The sequence below is a fragment of the Pseudazoarcus sp. NS34 genome, assembly GCF_059703725.1.
In genome coordinates this window covers 550,959-568,699 of the sequence record NZ_BAAKIZ010000002.1, presented here as the reverse complement: position 1 = coordinate 568,699, position 17,741 = coordinate 550,959, and the positions used below count along the sequence as shown (strand labels likewise).

Annotated in this window: 22 protein-coding genes; 18 read left to right on the top strand and 4 right to left on the bottom strand. The window is 63.0% G+C overall.

The annotated features are described in order from the left end of the window. The first annotated feature begins 10 nt into the window (after positions 1-10). Positions 11-562 (top strand): peptide-methionine (S)-S-oxide reductase MsrA, encoded by a 552-nt coding sequence (gene msrA, locus AC6H0N_RS09185; RefSeq protein WP_497573790.1) that lies wholly within the window; start codon positions 11-13, stop codon positions 560-562. A 7-nt stretch (positions 563-569) separates the two neighbouring features. Here the strand turns inward: msrA and recQ are convergent, their stop codons facing one another. Beyond that, positions 570-2,402, bottom strand: a complete 1,833-nt coding sequence (recQ, locus tag AC6H0N_RS09180) for a DNA helicase RecQ (protein WP_497573789.1) — start codon at positions 2,400-2,402, stop codon at positions 570-572. Positions 2,403-2,514: 112 nt separating this feature from the next. Between recQ and AC6H0N_RS09175 the strand changes: the two genes are divergently transcribed. Continuing rightward, positions 2,515-2,793 (top strand): hypothetical protein, encoded by a 279-nt coding sequence (locus AC6H0N_RS09175; protein WP_497573788.1) that lies wholly within the window; start codon positions 2,515-2,517, stop codon positions 2,791-2,793. Between the two features lie 35 nt (positions 2,794-2,828). Here the strand turns inward: AC6H0N_RS09175 and rfaE2 are convergent, their stop codons facing one another. Both rfaE2 and AC6H0N_RS09165 read right to left on the bottom strand, forming a co-directional pair. Next, positions 2,829-3,314 (bottom strand): D-glycero-beta-D-manno-heptose 1-phosphate adenylyltransferase, encoded by a 486-nt coding sequence (rfaE2, locus tag AC6H0N_RS09170; RefSeq protein ID WP_497573787.1) that lies wholly within the window; start codon positions 3,312-3,314, stop codon positions 2,829-2,831. Positions 3,315-3,377: 63 nt separating this feature from the next. Then, positions 3,378-4,307: a MerR family transcriptional regulator gene (locus tag AC6H0N_RS09165; RefSeq protein ID WP_497573786.1), complete on the bottom strand. Its 930-nt coding sequence runs from the start codon at positions 4,305-4,307 to the stop codon at positions 3,378-3,380. Positions 4,308-4,387: 80 nt separating this feature from the next. On the opposite strand from AC6H0N_RS09165, the gene AC6H0N_RS09160 reads away from it, so the two are divergent. The 16 genes from AC6H0N_RS09160 (at position 4,388) to AC6H0N_RS09085 (ending at position 17,547) form a co-directional block, all read left to right on the top strand. Next, complete coding sequence (locus AC6H0N_RS09160) at positions 4,388-4,627, top strand: hypothetical protein (protein ID WP_497573785.1); 240 nt, start codon at positions 4,388-4,390, stop codon at positions 4,625-4,627. A 27-nt stretch (positions 4,628-4,654) separates the two neighbouring features. Beyond that, positions 4,655-5,455, top strand: a complete 801-nt coding sequence (folE2, locus tag AC6H0N_RS09155; RefSeq protein ID WP_497573784.1) for a GTP cyclohydrolase FolE2 — start codon at positions 4,655-4,657, stop codon at positions 5,453-5,455. 26 nt (positions 5,456-5,481) lie between these two features. Further along, the gene (locus AC6H0N_RS09150; RefSeq protein WP_497573783.1) at positions 5,482-6,810 is read left to right on the top strand and encodes an NAD(P)/FAD-dependent oxidoreductase; all 1,329 of its coding nucleotides are present in this window, start codon (positions 5,482-5,484) and stop codon (positions 6,808-6,810) included. After that, positions 6,807-7,580: a DUF1365 domain-containing protein gene (locus AC6H0N_RS09145; protein ID WP_497573782.1), complete on the top strand. Its 774-nt coding sequence runs from the start codon at positions 6,807-6,809 to the stop codon at positions 7,578-7,580. Before AC6H0N_RS09150 ends, AC6H0N_RS09145 begins: the two co-directional genes overlap by 4 nt. Next, positions 7,577-8,797: a class I SAM-dependent methyltransferase gene (locus AC6H0N_RS09140; protein WP_497573781.1), complete on the top strand. Its 1,221-nt coding sequence runs from the start codon at positions 7,577-7,579 to the stop codon at positions 8,795-8,797. Before AC6H0N_RS09145 ends, AC6H0N_RS09140 begins: the two co-directional genes overlap by 4 nt. Further along, positions 8,790-9,350, top strand: a complete 561-nt coding sequence (locus AC6H0N_RS09135; protein ID WP_497573780.1) for a chalcone isomerase family protein — start codon at positions 8,790-8,792, stop codon at positions 9,348-9,350. Before AC6H0N_RS09140 ends, AC6H0N_RS09135 begins: the two co-directional genes overlap by 8 nt. Beyond that, positions 9,340-10,638, top strand: a complete 1,299-nt coding sequence (locus AC6H0N_RS09130) for an MFS transporter (RefSeq protein WP_497573779.1) — start codon at positions 9,340-9,342, stop codon at positions 10,636-10,638. The genes AC6H0N_RS09135 and AC6H0N_RS09130 overlap by 11 nt, the downstream gene beginning before the upstream one ends. Then, positions 10,635-11,165: a DUF3833 domain-containing protein gene (locus tag AC6H0N_RS09125; protein ID WP_497573778.1), complete on the top strand. Its 531-nt coding sequence runs from the start codon at positions 10,635-10,637 to the stop codon at positions 11,163-11,165. Before AC6H0N_RS09130 ends, AC6H0N_RS09125 begins: the two co-directional genes overlap by 4 nt. Further along, a complete protein-coding gene (locus tag AC6H0N_RS09120) occupies positions 11,165-11,938 on the top strand; it encodes an SDR family NAD(P)-dependent oxidoreductase (protein ID WP_497573777.1) in 774 nt (257 codons plus the stop codon). The genes AC6H0N_RS09125 and AC6H0N_RS09120 overlap by 1 nt, the downstream gene beginning before the upstream one ends. Then, positions 11,935-12,360 carry a nuclear transport factor 2 family protein gene (locus tag AC6H0N_RS09115; RefSeq protein ID WP_497573776.1) on the top strand — a complete coding sequence of 142 codons (426 nt, stop codon included), beginning with the start codon at positions 11,935-11,937 and terminating at the stop codon, positions 12,358-12,360. The genes AC6H0N_RS09120 and AC6H0N_RS09115 overlap by 4 nt, the downstream gene beginning before the upstream one ends. 333 nt (positions 12,361-12,693) lie before the next feature. Next, positions 12,694-13,893, top strand: a complete 1,200-nt coding sequence (gene coxB / locus AC6H0N_RS09110) for a cytochrome c oxidase subunit II (protein ID WP_497573775.1) — start codon at positions 12,694-12,696, stop codon at positions 13,891-13,893. Positions 13,894-14,011: 118 nt separating this feature from the next. Next, positions 14,012-15,601, top strand: a complete 1,590-nt coding sequence (ctaD, locus tag AC6H0N_RS09105) for a cytochrome c oxidase subunit I (RefSeq protein ID WP_497573774.1) — start codon at positions 14,012-14,014, stop codon at positions 15,599-15,601. Between the two features lie 68 nt (positions 15,602-15,669). After that, a complete protein-coding gene (locus tag AC6H0N_RS09100) occupies positions 15,670-15,774 on the top strand; it encodes a cytochrome oxidase small assembly protein (RefSeq protein WP_497573773.1) in 105 nt (34 codons plus the stop codon). After that, positions 15,774-16,337, top strand: coding sequence for a cytochrome c oxidase assembly protein (locus tag AC6H0N_RS09095; protein ID WP_497573987.1), 564 nt, complete (start codon positions 15,774-15,776; stop codon positions 16,335-16,337). Before AC6H0N_RS09100 ends, AC6H0N_RS09095 begins: the two co-directional genes overlap by 1 nt. A gap of 22 nt (positions 16,338-16,359) precedes the next feature. Next, entirely contained in the window at positions 16,360-16,557 is a 198-nt protein-coding gene (locus tag AC6H0N_RS09090) for a DUF2970 domain-containing protein (protein WP_497573772.1), read from the top strand. 135 nt (positions 16,558-16,692) lie between these two features. Beyond that, positions 16,693-17,547, top strand: coding sequence for a cytochrome c oxidase subunit 3 (locus AC6H0N_RS09085; protein WP_497573771.1), 855 nt, complete (start codon positions 16,693-16,695; stop codon positions 17,545-17,547). Here AC6H0N_RS09085 and AC6H0N_RS09080 read toward each other — a convergent pair. Beyond that, complete coding sequence (locus AC6H0N_RS09080; protein WP_497573770.1) at positions 17,542-17,736, bottom strand: twin transmembrane helix small protein; 195 nt, start codon at positions 17,734-17,736, stop codon at positions 17,542-17,544. The genes AC6H0N_RS09085 and AC6H0N_RS09080 overlap by 6 nt on opposite strands. Between the last annotated feature and the right edge of the window lie 5 nt (positions 17,737-17,741).

Below are 17,741 nucleotides of genomic sequence, written 5' to 3'. Positions count from 1 at the left end.
GGAGAGCGCAATGACGAATGAAGCAGCAGGCGGTCGCACGGAAACCGCCATTCTGGGCGGCGGTTGTTTCTGGTGCACCGAAGCGGTGTTCAACGAGGTCGAGGGCGTGCTGAAGGTCGAGCCCGGCTACTGTGGCGGCGAGATCGACCACCCGACCTACAAACAGATCTGCGGCGGCGACACCGGCCATGCCGAGGTTGTGCGCGTCAGCTTCGATCCTGATGTCATTTCATTTCGTGACCTGCTCGAGATCTTCTTTGCCACGCACGATCCCACCACGACGGACCGTCAGGGCAATGACTTCGGCACGCAATACCGTTCGGCAATCTTCCCGGCCAGCGAGGAACAGCTGCATGACGCGGCGGCCTTGATGGCGGATCTGGAGGATGCCTTTCCTGCGCCCATCGTGACCAAGATCGAGCTGCCTGCACCGTTCTGGCCGGCCGAGGATTATCACTTCAGCTTCTATGCCAACAACCCCGGCCAGCCTTACTGCCAAGCGGTAGTAGCCCCCAAACTGGCCAAATTCCGCGCCAAGTTCGCCGCCCGCCGCAAGAAGTAGGCGGTTCTTAAACCGTGGCTTGAACCAGCTCGAGAATCGCGCTGCCGTAGGCTTCCAGCTTGCGGTCGCCGATGCCGGAAATGGCGCCCAGTTCGGTCAGCGAGGCCGGCCGCGCAATGGCAATCTCGCGCAGCGTGGCGTCCTGGAAGATGACGTAGGCCGGCACGTTGCGCTCACGCGCGGTTTCCATGCGCCAGGCGCGCAACTGATCGAACAGGGTTTGCGGCACGCCGTCCGGGATGTCGAGCACGCGGCGGCGATTGCTACGTGCGCGTTTCTTCTCGGGCGGAATGCGTAGCTCAAAGCCGGCCTCACCGCGCAGCAGCGGGCGTGCTTCGTCGGTCAGGATCAGCGCGTTGTGGCGGTCGTGGTCCACCGCCAGCAGGCCGCGCGCCACGAGTTGGCGAAACAGCGTGCGCCAGCTCTTCTCGTCCATTTCGGCGCCGATGCCGAAAGTGCTCACCTCGTGGTGCTGCCATTCGCCGACCTTGTCGGTGCGCTCGCCGCGCAGCACGTCGATCATGTGGCCGGCACCAAAGCGCTGGCCGGTGCGGTAGACGCAGGACAAAGCCTTGCGCGCCGACTCGGTGGCGTCCCAGGTGCGCGGAGGAGACAGGCAGTTGTCGCAGTTGCCGCATGGGCCGGAACCTTCGCCGAAGTGCGACAGCAAGTGCTGACGCCGGCAAGCAACGGTTTCGACCAACCCCACCAGCGCGTCCAGCCGCGCACGGGCGCGGCGCTTGAAATCTTCGGCACCCTCGGATTCGTCGATCATGCGGCGCTGCTGCACGACGTCTTGCGCGCCCCAGGCCATCCATACTTCAGCCGGCAGGCCGTCGCGGCCGGCGCGACCGGTTTCCTGGTAATAGCCCTCGATCGAGCGCGGCAGGTCAAGGTGCGCGACGAAGCGCACGTCCGGTTTGTCCACGCCCATGCCGAAGGCAATGGTGGCGACCATTACGATGCCGTCTTCGCGCAGGAAGCGGGTCTGGTTGGCCGAGCGGATGTCGTTGCCCAGGCCGGCGTGATACGGCAGGGCGTTGATGCCCTGTTCGACCAGCCAGGCAGCCGTTTCTTCGACCTTGCGACGAGACAGGCAATACACGATGCCCGATTCACCCAGATGGTCGCTGCGGATGAAGGCGAGCAGCTGGTTGCGCGGGTTGTCCTTGTCGTCGATGCGGTAACGGATGTTCGGCCGGTCGAAGCTGGAGACGAAGCGGCGCGCCGACTCGAGCCGCAGGCGCGCGACGATTTCCTCACGTGTTTCGGGGTCGGCGGTGGCCGTAAGCGCCACGCGCGGCACGCCCGGGAAGCGCTCGTGCAACACCGACAGCTGCAGGTATTCAGGGCGGAAGTCATGCCCCCATTGCGACACGCAATGCGCTTCGTCAATGGCGAACAGCGCGATGCGGCCCTCGGCATGCATGCGCTCGAAGGTGCCGAGCATGCGGCCCGTGAGCAGGCGTTCGGGCGCGACGTAGAGCAGGTCGAGCTCGCCAGCCAGCAACTGGCGGCCGACGGCGTTCATCTCGTCCAGCGTTTGGCTGGAGTTGAGATAGGCGGCTGCCACGCCGGCTTCGCGCAGCGCGCTGACCTGGTCCTGCATCAGCGCGATCAGCGGCGAAACGACGATGGCCGTGCCCGGGCGGACCAGTGCCGGAATCTGGTAGCACAACGACTTGCCGCCACCGGTCGGCATCAGGACGAGCGCGTCACCGCCTTCCGACAGATGCTCGATGATGGCCTGCTGCGGCCCTCGAAAGGCCGTGTAGCCGAAGACGTGTTCAAGGATGTGGAGCGGGGAGGGGGATAAGCTGCTTGCCATGATGGCAGGCATTTTACGCGCATCGTGAGATTGCACCGCTACGCTTGTTTGCAGTTCTTGACGCTCGGAAGCGCATGGCCGATAGTGATACGCAAGTAGTTGCCATTTACCCAAGAGTCATCAGATGGATTCCAAGCGAACAACCGACACGACCAACCTGTATTCCGCCTACCCGCACCTCTCGAGAATCGACGAGATGTGGGGGACTGCACAGTGCAGAAAGCTGCTGCTCGAATTGCTCAGCGATTCGCGCGACGGTGCCCGCAAGGGCTTCGAGCCGGAGCATGCCTCGACGATCTTCCGCTTGCTCAACGAGCACGACGAGAAGTTCGATCACCTCGACAACCCGGACACCATCACCTGGTGGCAGGACAACCCGGGCGGGAAGGCTGGCCCGCGCTGAAGCGGGATTACACCAAGTGGAAATTCAGGGTCGCGTCAGGCGGCCCTGATCTTTTTCAGCAGGGCGGTGGTCGAGCGTTCGTGTTCGAACGGGATCGAATGCACCGTGCCTCCCCAGCCGATGACCTCTGGCGCCCCGACGATGTCGGCCGGCGCCCAGTCGCCACCTTTGACCAGCACCTCCGGGCGTGCTTCCAGAATGCGCTGGATCGGGGTGTCCTCGTCGAACCAGGTCACCAGGTCGACACATTCAAGGGCTGCCATCAAGGCCATGCGGTCTTCGAGGGTGTTGATCGGGCGGTCCTCACCCTTGCCGAGGCGGCGCACTGAGGCGTCGGTGTTCAGCGCCACGACCAGTGCGGCGCCGAGGGCGCGCGCGCGCGCCAGGTAGGTGACGTGCCCACGATGCAGGATGTCGAAGCAGCCATTGGTAAAGACCAGCGGGCGGGGCAGCCTCGCGCTGTGGCGGACGAGATCAGCGGGCGCGCAGAGCTTGCGTTCGAAGTCGGGGGCGGTGGGCATGGGTTTCGCAGTGCAATGGGCAGATCGGCAGTGTAGCGCCTGCACCGGGCGTGACGGAACTGCCTAGTGAACGCCGCCTTTGCTGCTGGCCCGCCATTCCTGCAGTGCCACAACTGCGTCATCGAGCGAACCGACAATCCGGATGCCGGGAAGCGCGGGCGGTTTGGTGGCGAGTGCCGCACCGCCGGCCCACAGCGCGATGCTTGACGGCAGCTGCTGACGCAGCAGTTTGAGGCCCTCTACCGCTTGGCGCAGCGGAAAGGCACTGCTGAACGACAGCGCAACGATGTCGAAACGCCCCTCGATGGCGGCCTTGCTGATGTCCGACAGCGGGGTCTGCGTACCCAGCGATACACAACTGGCACCTTCCGGTACGAGCATGGCCTCCACCATCAGGATGCCCAGCCCGTGCTGTTCGTCAGGAAAAGTCGTCAGCAGCACGCGCGGAAGTGATGCGGCGTCTGGCAAGGAGCTGATCGCGTTGCGCAGCAGGTTCTTCACCTGCTCCGAGTACAGGTGCTCCTCGGGCACATCCACTTCACCTCGCATCCAGGCCTGGCCGATGGCGACATTGAGCGTGCTGACGGTTTCGGCGACGAAGCGCTGCAAGCCTTGCTTGAGCAGCATCTGCTGCATCGTTGCGCGTAGTTCCTGATTGCGGTGCAGCCTCACGAGCTGGAGGAAAGCCGCTTCGTCAACGGTTGTGGTGGGGCCCTCGGTCCGACGTGAGCCTTGGTCGAGTTGCGCCAGCAGTTCGTCGGTAGACGCCCGGATCAGAGCGGCCGGACGGCGGCCCTGGTCGAGCAGACGACGGATGATGCGCAGCTTCTCCACATCTTCGCTGCTATAGAGCCGGTTGCCGTGCTCGTCACGAGTAGGGGTCGGGAAACTGTACCGGCGTTCCCACACGCGCAGGGTGTCCTTTGCGAGACCTGTATCGCGTTCCACTGCGGCGATGTTGATCAGTACTGGTTTGGGCGCTTCTTTTTCCATTTTGTCCTGGACAAACGCTTGACTTGAGACATCGACGGCTCTACCTTAGGGCTGCGTACCACTTTTGTCTAGGACAAAAAATGAACACCGCCAAATCTCTGAATCGCTTCTCGATGCTGCTGGTCGCCGCACTGGTGCTTGCTGCCAGCGCTTTCTGGTGGGAGGGCGAGGTGCGGGCAGAGGCTCGATCTGTCCAGCACAACACGTCTCCTTCTCAGAGTGTACAGGACAGAAAACGCAGCATGGATCTCGATACCAAGATCTTCCTGCACCGCAACGCACTCATCGTTACGGCTGCGCCCCCGCTGCATTTCGCCTGATCGGCACCCAACAATAGGTCTCTCGCCATGAACGCACCTGATCGCGCCTTTCTCCCCGACGTCCAGGCCAGCCCCGACCACCGTGCGCTGGCTATTCAGCGGGTGGGAGTGCGTGGATTGCGCTACCCGCTGCGGGTGCGTTCGGCTGCAGGCGTTGCGGTTCATACGGTGGCAACGCTGGAGATGACGGTCGGCCTCGCGGCGGACGTCAAGGGGACTCACATGTCGCGTTTTGTCGAGATTCTCGAAAGCGAACGGGGCGAACTGACGCTCGCAGCGTTGCGCCGCATCATGCGCGACATGCTGACGCGGCTGGAAGCCAAGACCGGTCGGATGGAACTGCGTTTTCCGTATTTCATCGAGAAGCTGGCGCCGGTTTCGGGCGTGGCGAGTCTGATCGACGTCGATGTCGTCTGGGTCGCCGAAGTGAATGAGGACGGCGCCATGCGTGTGACGCAACAAGTCGCTGCACCGGTGACCAGCCTGTGCCCATGCTCGAAGAAAATTTCCGACTATGGAGCTCACAACCAGCGTTCGCGCATCACCATCACGGCTGTGCTGAGCGATGACGTCAGCATCGAAGAGCTGGTGCGCGTGGCCGAGGAAGAGGCCTCCTGCGAGGTCTTCGGGCTGCTCAAGCGTCCGGACGAGAAATGGGTGACGGAACGCGCCTACGACAACCCCAAGTTTGTCGAAGACCTGGTGCGTGACATCGCGCTGCGCATGTCGGGAGACGCGCGCGTCGAATACTGGACGGTCGAATCCGAGAACTTTGAATCCATCCACAACCATTCTGCGTATGCGCTGATTGAAGGGCGTAACGGCTGACCGCCGCCCGTAACGGAGAAATACGAATGGACATGGGTGAGATCGGTCGGGTCGGCGGTGGCAACAAGCGAGTGGCGGTGGTGGGTTCGGGCATTGCCGGGCTAGCGTCCGCCTGGCTGCTGTCGCGTAGGGCGCAGGTCACGCTGTTCGAGGCCGGGAGCTACTTCGGTGGCCACACCAACACCGTGGATGTCGAGGTCGAAGGTCAGCGCTTTGGCGTGGATACCGGCTTCCTCGTATTCAACGAGCGCACGTACCCGAATCTGTGCGCGCTGTTCGCGCTGCTTGATGTGCCGGTGGCGCGCTCGGAAATGTCCTTCAGTGTGAGCATGTCTGCGCCGGACCTGGAGTGGGCTGGAGCCGACCTCGGCACGGTGTTTGCGCAGCGGCGCAATCTGTTGCGTCCGGCCATGTGGCGCATGCTCGCTGACATCATGCGCTTCAACCGTGCCGCAACGGCGATGGCCGCCGGAGGTTCGGCGCCCGACATGTCGCTGGGCGAGTATCTGGACGCTTCACGCTACAGCCAGGTGTTCCGCGACTGGTATCTGCTGCCGATGGCGGCGGCGATCTGGTCTTGTCCGACGCAGGCCATGCTGGCCTATCCCTTGGCCACCTTCGTGCGCTTCTGCCACAACCATGGCCTGGTGCAGGTGCTGGACCGCCCACAGTGGATGACGGTGCGCGGCGGCGCACGCGAATACGTGCAGCGCATGCTGCTGGCGATTGCCGACGCCCGGCTGAATGCGCCGGTCGATCGCGTGACACGCGATGAAGCCGGCGTGTGGGTGCGTTCGAACGGCGCGCAGGAGCGCTTCGACGAGATCGTGTTTGCCTGCCATACCGATCAGACGCTGGCCATTCTCGGTGACGGCGCCACCGCCGACGAACGGCGGCTGCTGGGCGCCGTGCGCTACCAGCGCAATCGCGCCGTGCTGCACACCGATGCGACGCTGCTGCCGCGCCGGCGCGGCGTGTGGTCGGCCTGGAACTACCTTTCCGGTGACGGCGAGCAGGGTGGTCGATCGGTCTCGGTCAGCTACCTGCTCAATCAGCTGCAGCCCTTGCCGTGCAGCACGCCGGTGGTCGTGTCACTGAATCCTTTCGATGAGCCGCGCGACGAACTCCGCCTGGCCGAGTTCGACTACGCGCATCCGATATTCGATCACGCCGCGGTGGCCGCGCAGGCGGCCTTGCCTGCCATTCAGGGTGTCAACCGCAGCTGGTTTGCCGGCGCCTGGACCGGCTATGGCTTTCATGAAGACGGGCTCAAGTCCGCCCTGCAAGTGGCCGAGGCCCTGGGTGTACGCACGCCGTGGGCGGGCGCGGCGATTCAGCCGGCGGTTGCGGCATGAGCGCCGTGTTCGACCCGACCGTGAGTTTCGGCGTTGTCATGCACGAGCGCACGATCCCGGCGCACAACCGCTTTGCCTATCGCATGGCGTGGCTGCGACTGCCGCTGTCGCGCCTGGCTGAATGTGATCGCCCGTTGTTGGGGATCGATCGCCGCGCGGTGTTTTCGCTGCGCTCGGCCGATCACGGCCCGCGCGACGGCTCGCCCTTGCTGCCCTGGGTGCGCGAACTGCTGGTACGTGAGGGGCTGTCGCAGTGCACCGGCGGCGAGGTGGTGTTGCAGACCATGCCGCGGCTGTTCGGTTACGTCTTCAACCCGGTCAGTTTCTTTCATTGCCACGACGAGCGGGGACAGCTTCGTGCGGTGCTGGCGGAGGTCAGCAACACCTTCGGCGAGCGCCACAACTACCTCGTTCACCATCCCGACCTGCGCCCGATCGAATCGGGGGATTGCCTGCGCGCCCAGAAGGTATTCCACGTCTCTCCGTTCTTCGACGTCGAGGGCGAGTACCGCTTCAGCTTTGGCGCGCGCGCGGACCTGCGCTACGTGACCATCGACTACTGGCTTGACGATGACCTCAGGTTGGCTACCCGCATTGCCGGTCACGGTGTGCCGCTGACAGCGGCCGTCATGCGCAAGTGGCTGCTGCAATTCCCATTTATGACCTTCGGTGTGATCGCCCGCATTCACTGGCAGGCGCTTCGGCTGTGGTGGAAGCGCGTGCCGTTCTTTCGCAAGCCGGCGCTTCCACTCGAGGAAACGACTCGATGACCTCCAATGAACACATCATCGGCGCCGGCACCAGCGCGGCGCCTGCCGACATTCCATCCTCGACCCGCCTCGCGCTCGATTTGCTCGAGGGCTTGCAGGGTGGCGCGCTGGCTGTGGAGTTGCCGGACGGGCATCAGCGGCGCGTGGGGCACGGCGGGTTGGTAGCCCACTGGCGCGTGCGCGATCACGCCGTCTTCGAGGCGGTGCTGGCGCGCGGCGACATCGGGTTGGCCGAAGCCTGGATGGACGGGCAGTGGGATACCGATGAGCTGTCGGCGATGCTGACGCTGCTCTCGTCCAACCGCGCCGTGCTGGGGCGCGCCGTGTATGGCCGCGCCGTGCGGCTGATGGCGGCACGTATGTGGCACTTGCTGCGGGCCAACACCCGCAGTGGCTCGCGCCGCAATATCGAGGCGCATTACGACCTCGGCAACGAGTTCTACAGCTTGTGGCTGGACGAGACCATGACCTATTCGGCCGCGGTCTTCGAGTCCGACGACGAGCCGCTGGCGGACGCACAGCGCCGCAAATATCGCCGCATTCTTGACCGGCTCGGGGCGCGGCCGGGGCAGACCATTCTGGAGATCGGCTGCGGTTGGGGCGGATTCGCCGAGGTGGCGGCGAGCGAGTACGGATGCCACGTGCATGGACTGACGCTGTCGCCGGCGCAACTCGCGTTTGCACGTCAGCGCGCCGAGCAGGGTGCATTTGCGGATCGCGCGCGCTTCGAACTGTGCGACTACCGCGACGTAGCCGGGCAGTTCGACCACATCGTATCGATCGAGATGATCGAGGCCGTCGGCGAGCGCTACTGGCCGGTGTACTTCTCGCGCATTGCCGAGCTGCTCAAGCCAGGTGGACGCTGTGTGATTCAGGCCATCACCATCGCCGACGAGCTGTTTGCGCGTTACCGGCGCGGCACGGATTTCATTCAGCGCTACATCTTTCCGGGCGGCATGTTGCCGTCACCTGCCATGGTCGGGCGACACGCCGCGGCGGCCGGCCTCACGGCCTGTGGTGACTTTGCCTTCGGCCGGGACTACGCGCGCACGCTGGCGCACTGGCACCAGGCCTTCAACGCCCGTGACGGCGAAGTGAAGGCGCAAGGCTTTCCGGAGCGCTTCATGCGTATGTGGCGCTTCTATCTCTCGTACTGCGAGGCTGGTTTCAACTCGGGGGATATCGATGTTCATCACTACGAATTCCTGCGTGTCTGATCGCATGCTCGGTCTGGTCCGCGCGCTGCTCCTGTTGTGTGCGTGCGTGCCGCTGGTGGTCACTGCTTCTGGCAAGTGGACGACGCCGGCTGTGCTACCCGGCGCTGCCGAGCGCTGGGAGGTGCTCGGGGAGGCGCGCATGCGCTGGCTCGGCTTGCGCATCTATGACGCCGCGCTGTGGGTGCCGGCAGGCGCTGGCTGGTCGCCGGATGCGGCGTTTGCGCTCGAGATCCGCTACGGACGTTCGATCAAGTCGCAACGCCTGGTGGACGTCAGCCTGGAAGAAATGCAGCGGCTGGATGTTGCGGACGAAGCTCTCGTGCGGTCCTGGCGCGGCTTGCTCGAAGCGGCCTTTCCGGATGTGGAGCGCGACGACGCCATCATCGGCTTGCGTATGGCTGACGGCAGCGTGCGCTTCTTTCACCGCGGGGAGCTGACGGTGGAAATTGACGATCCACGCTTCGCCAAGGCCTTCTTTGCGATCTGGCTGGACGAGCGAACCCGTGAGCCGGACATGCGACAAAGCCTGCTTGGCCTGGCCGATGAGCGCTGAGCAGGCGTTCACCTTGGAGCGGGGGCATTCCCCGCGCCGGCTTGCCGCTTACGGCGCACTCGGACTGCCACTGGCCTTTGCGGCTTTGCCGATCTACGTGCACGCCCCGCAGCTCTACGCCGGTGAGGTCGGACTTTCGCTGGCTACCGTGGGTGCGGTGCTGTTGCTGGCGCGTGCCTTCGATGCGGTAACGGATCCTCTGATCGGTGCGCTCAGCGACCGCCATGCCCATCGACGCTTGATGATCCTGTTGGCCTTGCCGCTGCTGGCGCTGGGCATGGTGGCTTTGCTCGCCCCGCCACAGGGGGCCGGAGCCGGCTGGCTGGCTGCGTCGGTGATCGCGGTGACGCTGGGCTTCTCGCTGGCCACCATCAATTACAACGCCTGGGGCGCCGAAGCCGCTGAAGTGCCGGCCGACCGCACGCGCCTGGTGGCTGCGCGCGAAGCCTGCGCCCTGATCGGTGTGGTGCTGGCGGCAGCGCTGCCCACGGTGTTGGCACAGGACAGCGCGACCGGTCTGATGCGCTTGTTGTGGGTGTTCGTGCCCGTGCTGGTGATCTGTGCGGCGCTGACTCTCTTGGCCGCGCCACGTCCGTATGCCGTCTCCAATCACGATGGCGCAATGCTGCGGGACTTGCTGGCCGCGTTGCGGCACCGCCCGTTTGCGGCGCTGTTGGGCGTTTTCGCCGTCAGCGGCATTGCGGCGGCAATTCCGGCGTCGACGGTGTTGTTCTTCGTCGCCGACGTACTTGACGCCGAGCGCTGGTCGGGTGCCTTTCTGGTGCTGTATTTCCTCGCCGGCGCAGCGGGTTTGCCGCTGTGGGTGCGGATCGCCGGACGCATCGGAAAGCTGCAGGCATGGCTGGCGGCGATGTTGCTGTCGGTCGTGGTGTTTGGCTGGGCGGCGTCGCTAGGCAGTGGCGATCTGCTCGCCTATGGGCTGATCTGCATGCTGTCAGGCTTCGCGCTGGGTGCCGATCTGGCCCTGCCGCCGGCGATGTTGGCCGATCTGCTCGCACGCGATTTCGGACGGGGACCGGCGCGGGCCGGCGCGTGGTTCGGATGGTGGAACTTCGTCACCAAGGCAAACCTGGCGATCGCTGCCGGGATTTCGCTGCCCTTGCTTGGGGGGCTGGGTTACGCGCCTGGCGTCGGCGAGGGCGAGGGCGATTCACTGTTCGCTTTGGCGCTGGTGTACGCCGGTTTGCCGTGCATTGCCAAGCTGGCTGCGGCGGCATTGCTTTGGCGGCTCAGACATGAACTCGATTTTGAAGGACGACTGCGATGAAAAAGATTCTGTGCATGCTGGCCGGCGTGGTGGGCCTGACCGGTTGTGGATCGGTGGACGTGCAGCGTTATGCCGGTGAGCAGCCGACGCTGGACCTGCGCGAGTACTTCAACGGCACGCTCGACGCTCATGGCGTCTTCCAGGATCGCTCCGGCGAAGTGGTCAAGCGCTTCCACGTGCTGATCGAGGCGAGCTGGGAGGGTGATGTCGGCACGCTCGACGAGTACTTCACCTATTCGGACGGAACGACCCAGCGTCGCGTCTGGACGGTCACACGCCACTCAGCGAGCCGCTATACCGGCACGGCAGGCGACGTCATCGGCGAAGCCTTGGGCGAGGCGGCGGGCAATGCGCTGCGTTGGCGCTATGTGCTGGAACTGCCGGTAGGCGACAAGGTGTACAAGGTTGATTTTGATGACTGGATGTTCCTGATGGATGAGCGGGTGATGCTCAACCGCTCGGCGATGAGCAAGTTCGGCGTGCGTCTGGGCGAGGTCACGCTGACGTTCTACAAGCGGGACTCGTGATGTCGCTGAATCGTCCGATTCGGGACTGGACAGGACGCCGGGTGTGGATTGTCGGCGCATCGAGCGGCATCGGCGCGGCGCTCGCTGAGGAGCTTGCTGCGCGCGGTGCGCTGCTGGCGCTGTCGGCCCGCAAGCGAGCGACGCTTTACGAGGTTTCACAGCGCTGTGGCGGGGCGCTGGTCGTCCCGATGGATGTGACTTGCAGTGCCGACCATGCGCGCGCCGAGGCCGATGTGGTGGACGCCTTGGGCGGCATCGATCTGGCGATTTTCAACGCCGGCACCTATCAGCCGATGCGGGCATGGGAGCTGGATGTAGCTGCCATCCGTCTGACGGTGGAAACCAATCTGATCGGGGTCATGGAAGGCGTATCCGCCGTCACTGGTCGCATGCTTGAACGGGGCGAAGGAGCAATCGCCATTGTGGGCAGCGTGGCCGGCTATGGTGGTTTGCCCAAGGCTGCCGCATATGGCCCCACCAAGGCCGCGCTGATCAACTTCGCTGAAGTGCTGTACCTTGATCTGGCGCCGCGCGGTGTGGATGTATTTGTAGTCAACCCCGGCTTCGTCGAAACGCCGCTGACGGCCGCCAACGATTTCCACATGCCGGCGCTGATCCCGGCCGCCGAGGCAGCACGCAGAATCGTCGCAGGTTTTGCGAGCGGCGCTTTCGAGATCCATTTTCCGCGCAGGTTCACGCTGGTGCTGAAGCTGCTGTCGTTGTTGCCGCGCCGGCTCTACTTCCCTCTCATGCGCAAGATCACCGGCCTATGAATGACGTGCTTGATCGTCTCGTGGACTTCTACGAGAACCTGCAGCCCGACACGCTGCGGGAGGCCAGCCAGCTGTACGCCGAAGATGCCCGCTTCAAGGACCCTTTCAACGACGTGGTCGGTCACGTGGCCATCGTGCGCATTTTCGAGCACATGTTCGCCAACCTCGACTCCCCGCGCTTCGTGGTCACAGACCGGATCGCCAGCGGCCACCGGGCCGCACTTGAGTGGACCTTTTCCTTCGTGATGTCTGGGCGCCATCTCGAAGTGCGCGGCGCGAGCGTATTGCTTTTCGGAAATGACGGAAGGGTAAGTGTGCATCGCGACTATTGGGACCCTGCCGAAGAGCTCTACGCAAAGCTGCCGGCGGTCGGCGTGGTGTTCAGATGGCTGCGGCGTCGCATGTCTGCAACGTCCTCTTGACGGTCTCAGAATCCGCTCTGGTGGCCGTTTGCAAGGCTTTGGGGCGAGGTGCACGACTTTTGATCTGGATCATGGACGAGGCCGGAAGAATCGCCTTGCCGCGCCGAAAGTGCTTGTGGCACACTCCGCCACGGCATACGGAAAAGCGCGCCACTACAAGATTTCGAACGAAACATGGTGCGCAGCCAGTCCATCGCGTCAGGAAGTCGGGGAACGACCTGGAAAGACGGAAAGTGGGTTAGGGGTCGTGCCTCGGTAGTACTTCTTCGTGGTCCATCGCTGAAATGGCGAGGCCCACGCGCAGCGGAATAGCGTTTTCCGTGCAATGCGTTGATGTCTACACGGGGGAATTGGGGCATGAGTCTTTTCGGTCGCCTTGCAGCGTCGGGCCTTATGCTTGTAGCGGCGCACTCTGCGTTCGCTCAGGCGAAATACAATCTTCAGGAACCGGTCTCATCGGTTGCTACGCAGATCTACGATCTGCACACCCTGATGTTGGTCATCTGTCTGGTGATCTTCGTCCTGGTGTTTGGCGTGATGTTCTATTCGATCTTCGCGCACCGTAAGTCCAAAGGCGCCGTCGCGGCGCATTTTCACGAGAACACTACGGTCGAAGTGCTGTGGACCATCATCCCGGTGTTCATCCTCGTCGGCATGGCCTGGCCGGCGACCAAAACCATCATCGACATGCGTGACGCTTCTGCGGCTGACATCACGATCAAGGCGACCGGTTACCAGTGGAAGTGGGGCTACGACTACGTAGTCGGCGAAGGCGAAGGCGTGAGCTTCGTGTCTACCATGAGCACGCCGCGCGGCCAGATCGAGAACCGTGACTCCAAGGGCGACAACTATCTGCTAGAAGTCGATAACCCGGTTGTCGTCCCAGTCGGCAAGAAGGTCCGTGTGCTGCTTACGGCCAACGACGTGATTCATGCATGGTGGGTGCCGGCTCTGGGCGTCAAGCAGGATGCGATCCCCGGCTTCATTCGTGACGCATGGTTCCGCGCTGACAAGGAAGGTGTGTATCGGGGCGTCTGTGCAGAATTGTGCGGACGTGATCACGCCTTCATGCCTATCGAGGTGCATGTCGTGTCCGAGCAGGCCTACACCGAATGGGTTGCCTCCCAGACACCAGTCGAAGTGGCCGCAAGCGACTCCGCCGTTGCTGAGGTGGTTGCCGAGCAAGCGGATGTTGCGCAGGCGGCGCCTGCGGCAGCAGAGCCTCCCGCGGCTGTCGCTGCCGCCCCGGCGGCGGACGGCAGTCAGTTGTACGCAGCCAATTGCGCAGCCTGCCACCAGCCTAACGGTACGGGCCTTCCGCCGGCCTTCCCGGCCCTGGCTGGCTCTGCTGTGGTCGTGGGGGACGCCGCCGGCGTGATCGAGGTGCTCCTGAAAGGGCGCCCCGGTACCGCGATGGCATCCTTCGCCCGTCTCCCGGACGCGGAGATCGCGGCGATTGCGACCCACGTGCGTAGCAGCTGGGGTAACAACGCAGAAGCCGTTTCGGCTGATGCGGTTGCCGCAGCGCGATAAGGCTTACTAGCTCAGCATCGGGCGCAGGCGTCGCACAGTGACGACGCGTCCGAATCCAGAATTCGACAGCTCAATCTCCGCCGGACAGAGTCCGGTGGGGGCAAGAGAAGGAGGCAGCATGGCGGCGGTTACCCCAGAGCACGCGGACGATCATCATCACGATCATCACGGCCCGACCGGGCTGATGCGGTGGATCACGACCACCAACCACAAAGACATCGGCACGATGTACCTGATCTTCAGCTTTGTCATGTTCCTCGCGGGGGGCGTGATGGCGCTGACGATCCGGGCCGAGTTGTTTCAGCCCGGCTTGCAGGTCGTGCAGCCGGAGTTCTTCAACCAGCTCACGACGCTGCACGGCCTGGTAATGGTGTTCGGCGCGATCATGCCGGCTTTCGTAGGCTTCGCGAACTGGCAGATTCCGCTGATGATCGGCGCCAGCGACATGGCCTTCGCGCGGATGAACAACTGGAGCTTCTGGCTGCTGCCGCCGGCGGCGCTGCTGCTGATTGGATCGTTCTTTGTGCCGGGCGGCGCCACCGCCGCGGGCTGGACGCTGTATCCGCCGCTGTCGATCCAGATGGGCATGGGCATGGACATGGCGATCTTCGCGGTCCACATCATGGGCATCAGCTCGATCATGGGTGCGATCAACATCATCGTCACCATACTGAACATGCGCGCTCCGGGCATGACCATGATGAAGCTGCCGCTGTTCTGCTGGACCTGGCTGATCACGGCCTATCTGCTGATCGCGGTGATGCCGGTGTTGGCGGGGGCCGTGACCATGCTGCTGACCGACCGCCATTTTGGGACCAGCTTCTTTAGCGCCGTTGGCGGCGGAGATCCGGTGCTGTACCAGCACATCTTCTGGTTCTTCGGGCACCCCGAGGTGTACATCATGATCCTGCCGGCCTTCGGCATTGTGAGCATGATTATTCCGACCTTCGCCCGCAAACCGCTGTTCGGCTATGCGTCGATGGTCTACGCCACGTCCTCGATCGCCATCCTGTCGTTCATGGTGTGGGCCCACCACATGTTCACCACGGGCATGCCGACGGTAGGTCAGTTGTATTTCATGTACGCGACCATGCTCATTGCGGTGCCGACTGGTGTGAAGGTCTTCAACTGGATCGCGACGATGTGGCGCGGCTCGATGACGTTCGAGACGCCAATGCTTTGGTCGGTCGGCTTCATCTTCGTATTCACGATGGGTGGCTTCACTGGCCTCATCTGCGCAATTGCCCCGGTGGACATCCAGATCCACGATACCTACTACATCGTGGCGCACTTCCACTATGTGCTGGTCGCAGGCAGCCTGTTCGCGTTGTTCGCCGGTGCTTATTACTGGTTGCCGAAGTGGACTGGCCGCATGCCTGACGAGCGTATCGGCAGGGTGCATTTCTGGGCCTCGCTGATCTTCTTCAACATCACCTTCTTCCCGATGCACTTTCTGGGTCTGGCTGGCATGCCGCGCCGGGTGCCGGACTATGCGCTGCAGTTCGCCGACTTCAATATGTTGGCGTCCATTGGTGCCTTCGGGTTCGGCCTCAGCCAGCTGATCTTCCTGTGGGTGGTCATCAAGGCGGCAAGCGGTGGTGGTGAGAAAGCCGGTGCCAAGTCCTGGGACAGCGCCGAGGGCCTGGAGTGGACTGTTCCCTCGCCGGCTCCGCATCACACGTTCGAGGAACCGCCGGTCGTCAAGTGATGCACGTAGAGCCCCCGTGCGGCGCGGTCGCATGGGGGACGTAAACGGACGTTTGGCAGGATGTGCATATGAGTGACGATAGAAGGGCGAAGAATCTCCGGTTGGGTCTGCTGCTGGCAGCGGTTGCGGTGTTCTTCTTTCTGTATGCGCTGTTCAAGTTCAGGTTGGCGTGATGGGTGAGCGCACTCGTGAGAATCGAAGCATGCTGCGGCGTTTGTTGCTCGCCACGGTAGTGATGTTCGGTTTCGGATTCCTGCTCGTTCCGTTCTACGAGAAGATCTGCGAGGTCACCGGCATCAACAATTTGCTGCAGGCGAACAGTGCGCCGACAAATACCCAGGTGGATCGCTCGCGGTTGGTGACCATTGAATTCGATGCCAATACCCATCAGGACCTGCCGTGGCGTTTCCAGCCGCAGCAAAACGTGCTGAAGGTGCATCCAGGCGAATTGGTTACCGTGGCGTATGAGGTTTCCAATACGCGCGACCACGCTGTTACCGGGCAGGCGGTGCCAAGCTACGGCCCGCAACTGGCGGCGCGTTATTTCATGAAGATGGACTGCTTCTGTTTCACTCAACAGACCCTGCAAGGTGGTGAGTCGCGCACGATGCCGGTGGCTTTTCTGATTGATCCGGAGCTTCCTGACGACGTGAATACCATTGTTCTGTCCTACACCTTCTTCGGCGTTGCCGGCCGTGCGGCCCAGGCGCCGGCAGCGGCAGTGGGCGGAGGCTGATGAATGTGGGCCTGGAGCAGCGATGAATGAGGAGCGAGCAGGGTTCTGGGCGACGATCCGGGCCGTGTTGTGGTCGTTCATCGGTATCCGCAGACGCAGTGCGTATCAGAGCGATGCCCGCTCGCTCGACCCGCGGGCAGTAGTGGTCGCCGGCGTAATCGCGGGCGTGATTTTCGTGCTCACCATCTTGATGGTAGTGAGACTGGTGCTTCCGGACTAACGGGAGCGTGGAGAGAGTGGTGACGGGGGAATCGGTCCGATCACCAGCATGCAGCAAGGCTTCGTCAGAAAGCACAAACACAAGTTGCCAGCAGTTCGCACATCGGGCCTGCGGCATCAAAAATGGGGGTAGTCGATGAGTCACGCACTGGAAAAGTACTTCGTTCCCGAGCCGTCGAAGTTTCCGATCTACGGTTCGATTGCCTTGCTGCTCTTCGGTACGGGCGCTGTCAGTTGGCTAAACAATATCAGTGCCGGTCCGATGCTGTTGCTGCTCGGGTTGGCGATTCTGATCTACATGCTGTTCGGCTGGTTCGGCACGGTCGTGCGCGAGTCGCAGTCGGGCAAATACAGCAAGCAGGTGGATCGCTCGTTCCGCTGGTCGATGGGATGGTTCATCTTCTCCGAGGTGATGTTTTTCGCGGCTTTCTTCGGCGCCTTGTTCTATGCAAGAGTGCTGAGCGTGCCATGGCTGGGTAGTGGCGAGACTGAGGCGCAGATCTGGCAGGGTTTCGAGGCGGCATGGCCGACCGATGGCCCCAATCCGCAAGCGGAAGGCTTCACTCCGATGGGAGCCTGGGGCATCCCGGCGATGAACACGCTGATTCTGCTCACCTCCGGCGTGACCCTGACGTGGGCTCACCATGGCCTGCTCAAGAACAAGCGCAGTCAGCTCAAGACGGGTTTGTTGCTGACCATCCTGCTTGGCGCGATCTTCATGGGTTTTCAAGTCTATGAGTATGTACACGCTCATGCCGACCTGAACCTGCGCATGTCGAGCGGTATCTACGGCTCTACTTTTTACCTGCTGACCGGCTTCCACGGGCTGCATGTGACCATTGGCGCGATCATGCTGCTGGTGATGTATTTCCGCTCATCCGCTGGGCATTTCACTCCTGACAACCATTTTGCTTTCGAGGCCGCCGCCTGGTATTGGCACTTCGTCGACGTAGTGTGGTTGGGCCTGTTTGTGGTGGTGTACTGGCTATAAACGGGTAGTGATCAGCCCTGATGCGAATCCCCCCATGAGCATCAGGAAGAGGATCAGGGAAAGGCTCACGCGCAGTGCCAGGGCTTTGACGGTGCGGGTGCCTTTCCCTTTGTCCTGCATGAGAAAGTACAGAGCAGAACCGAGACTGGCCACGATCAGCACCAGGAACAGAATGACGATGAATTTCATGCGTG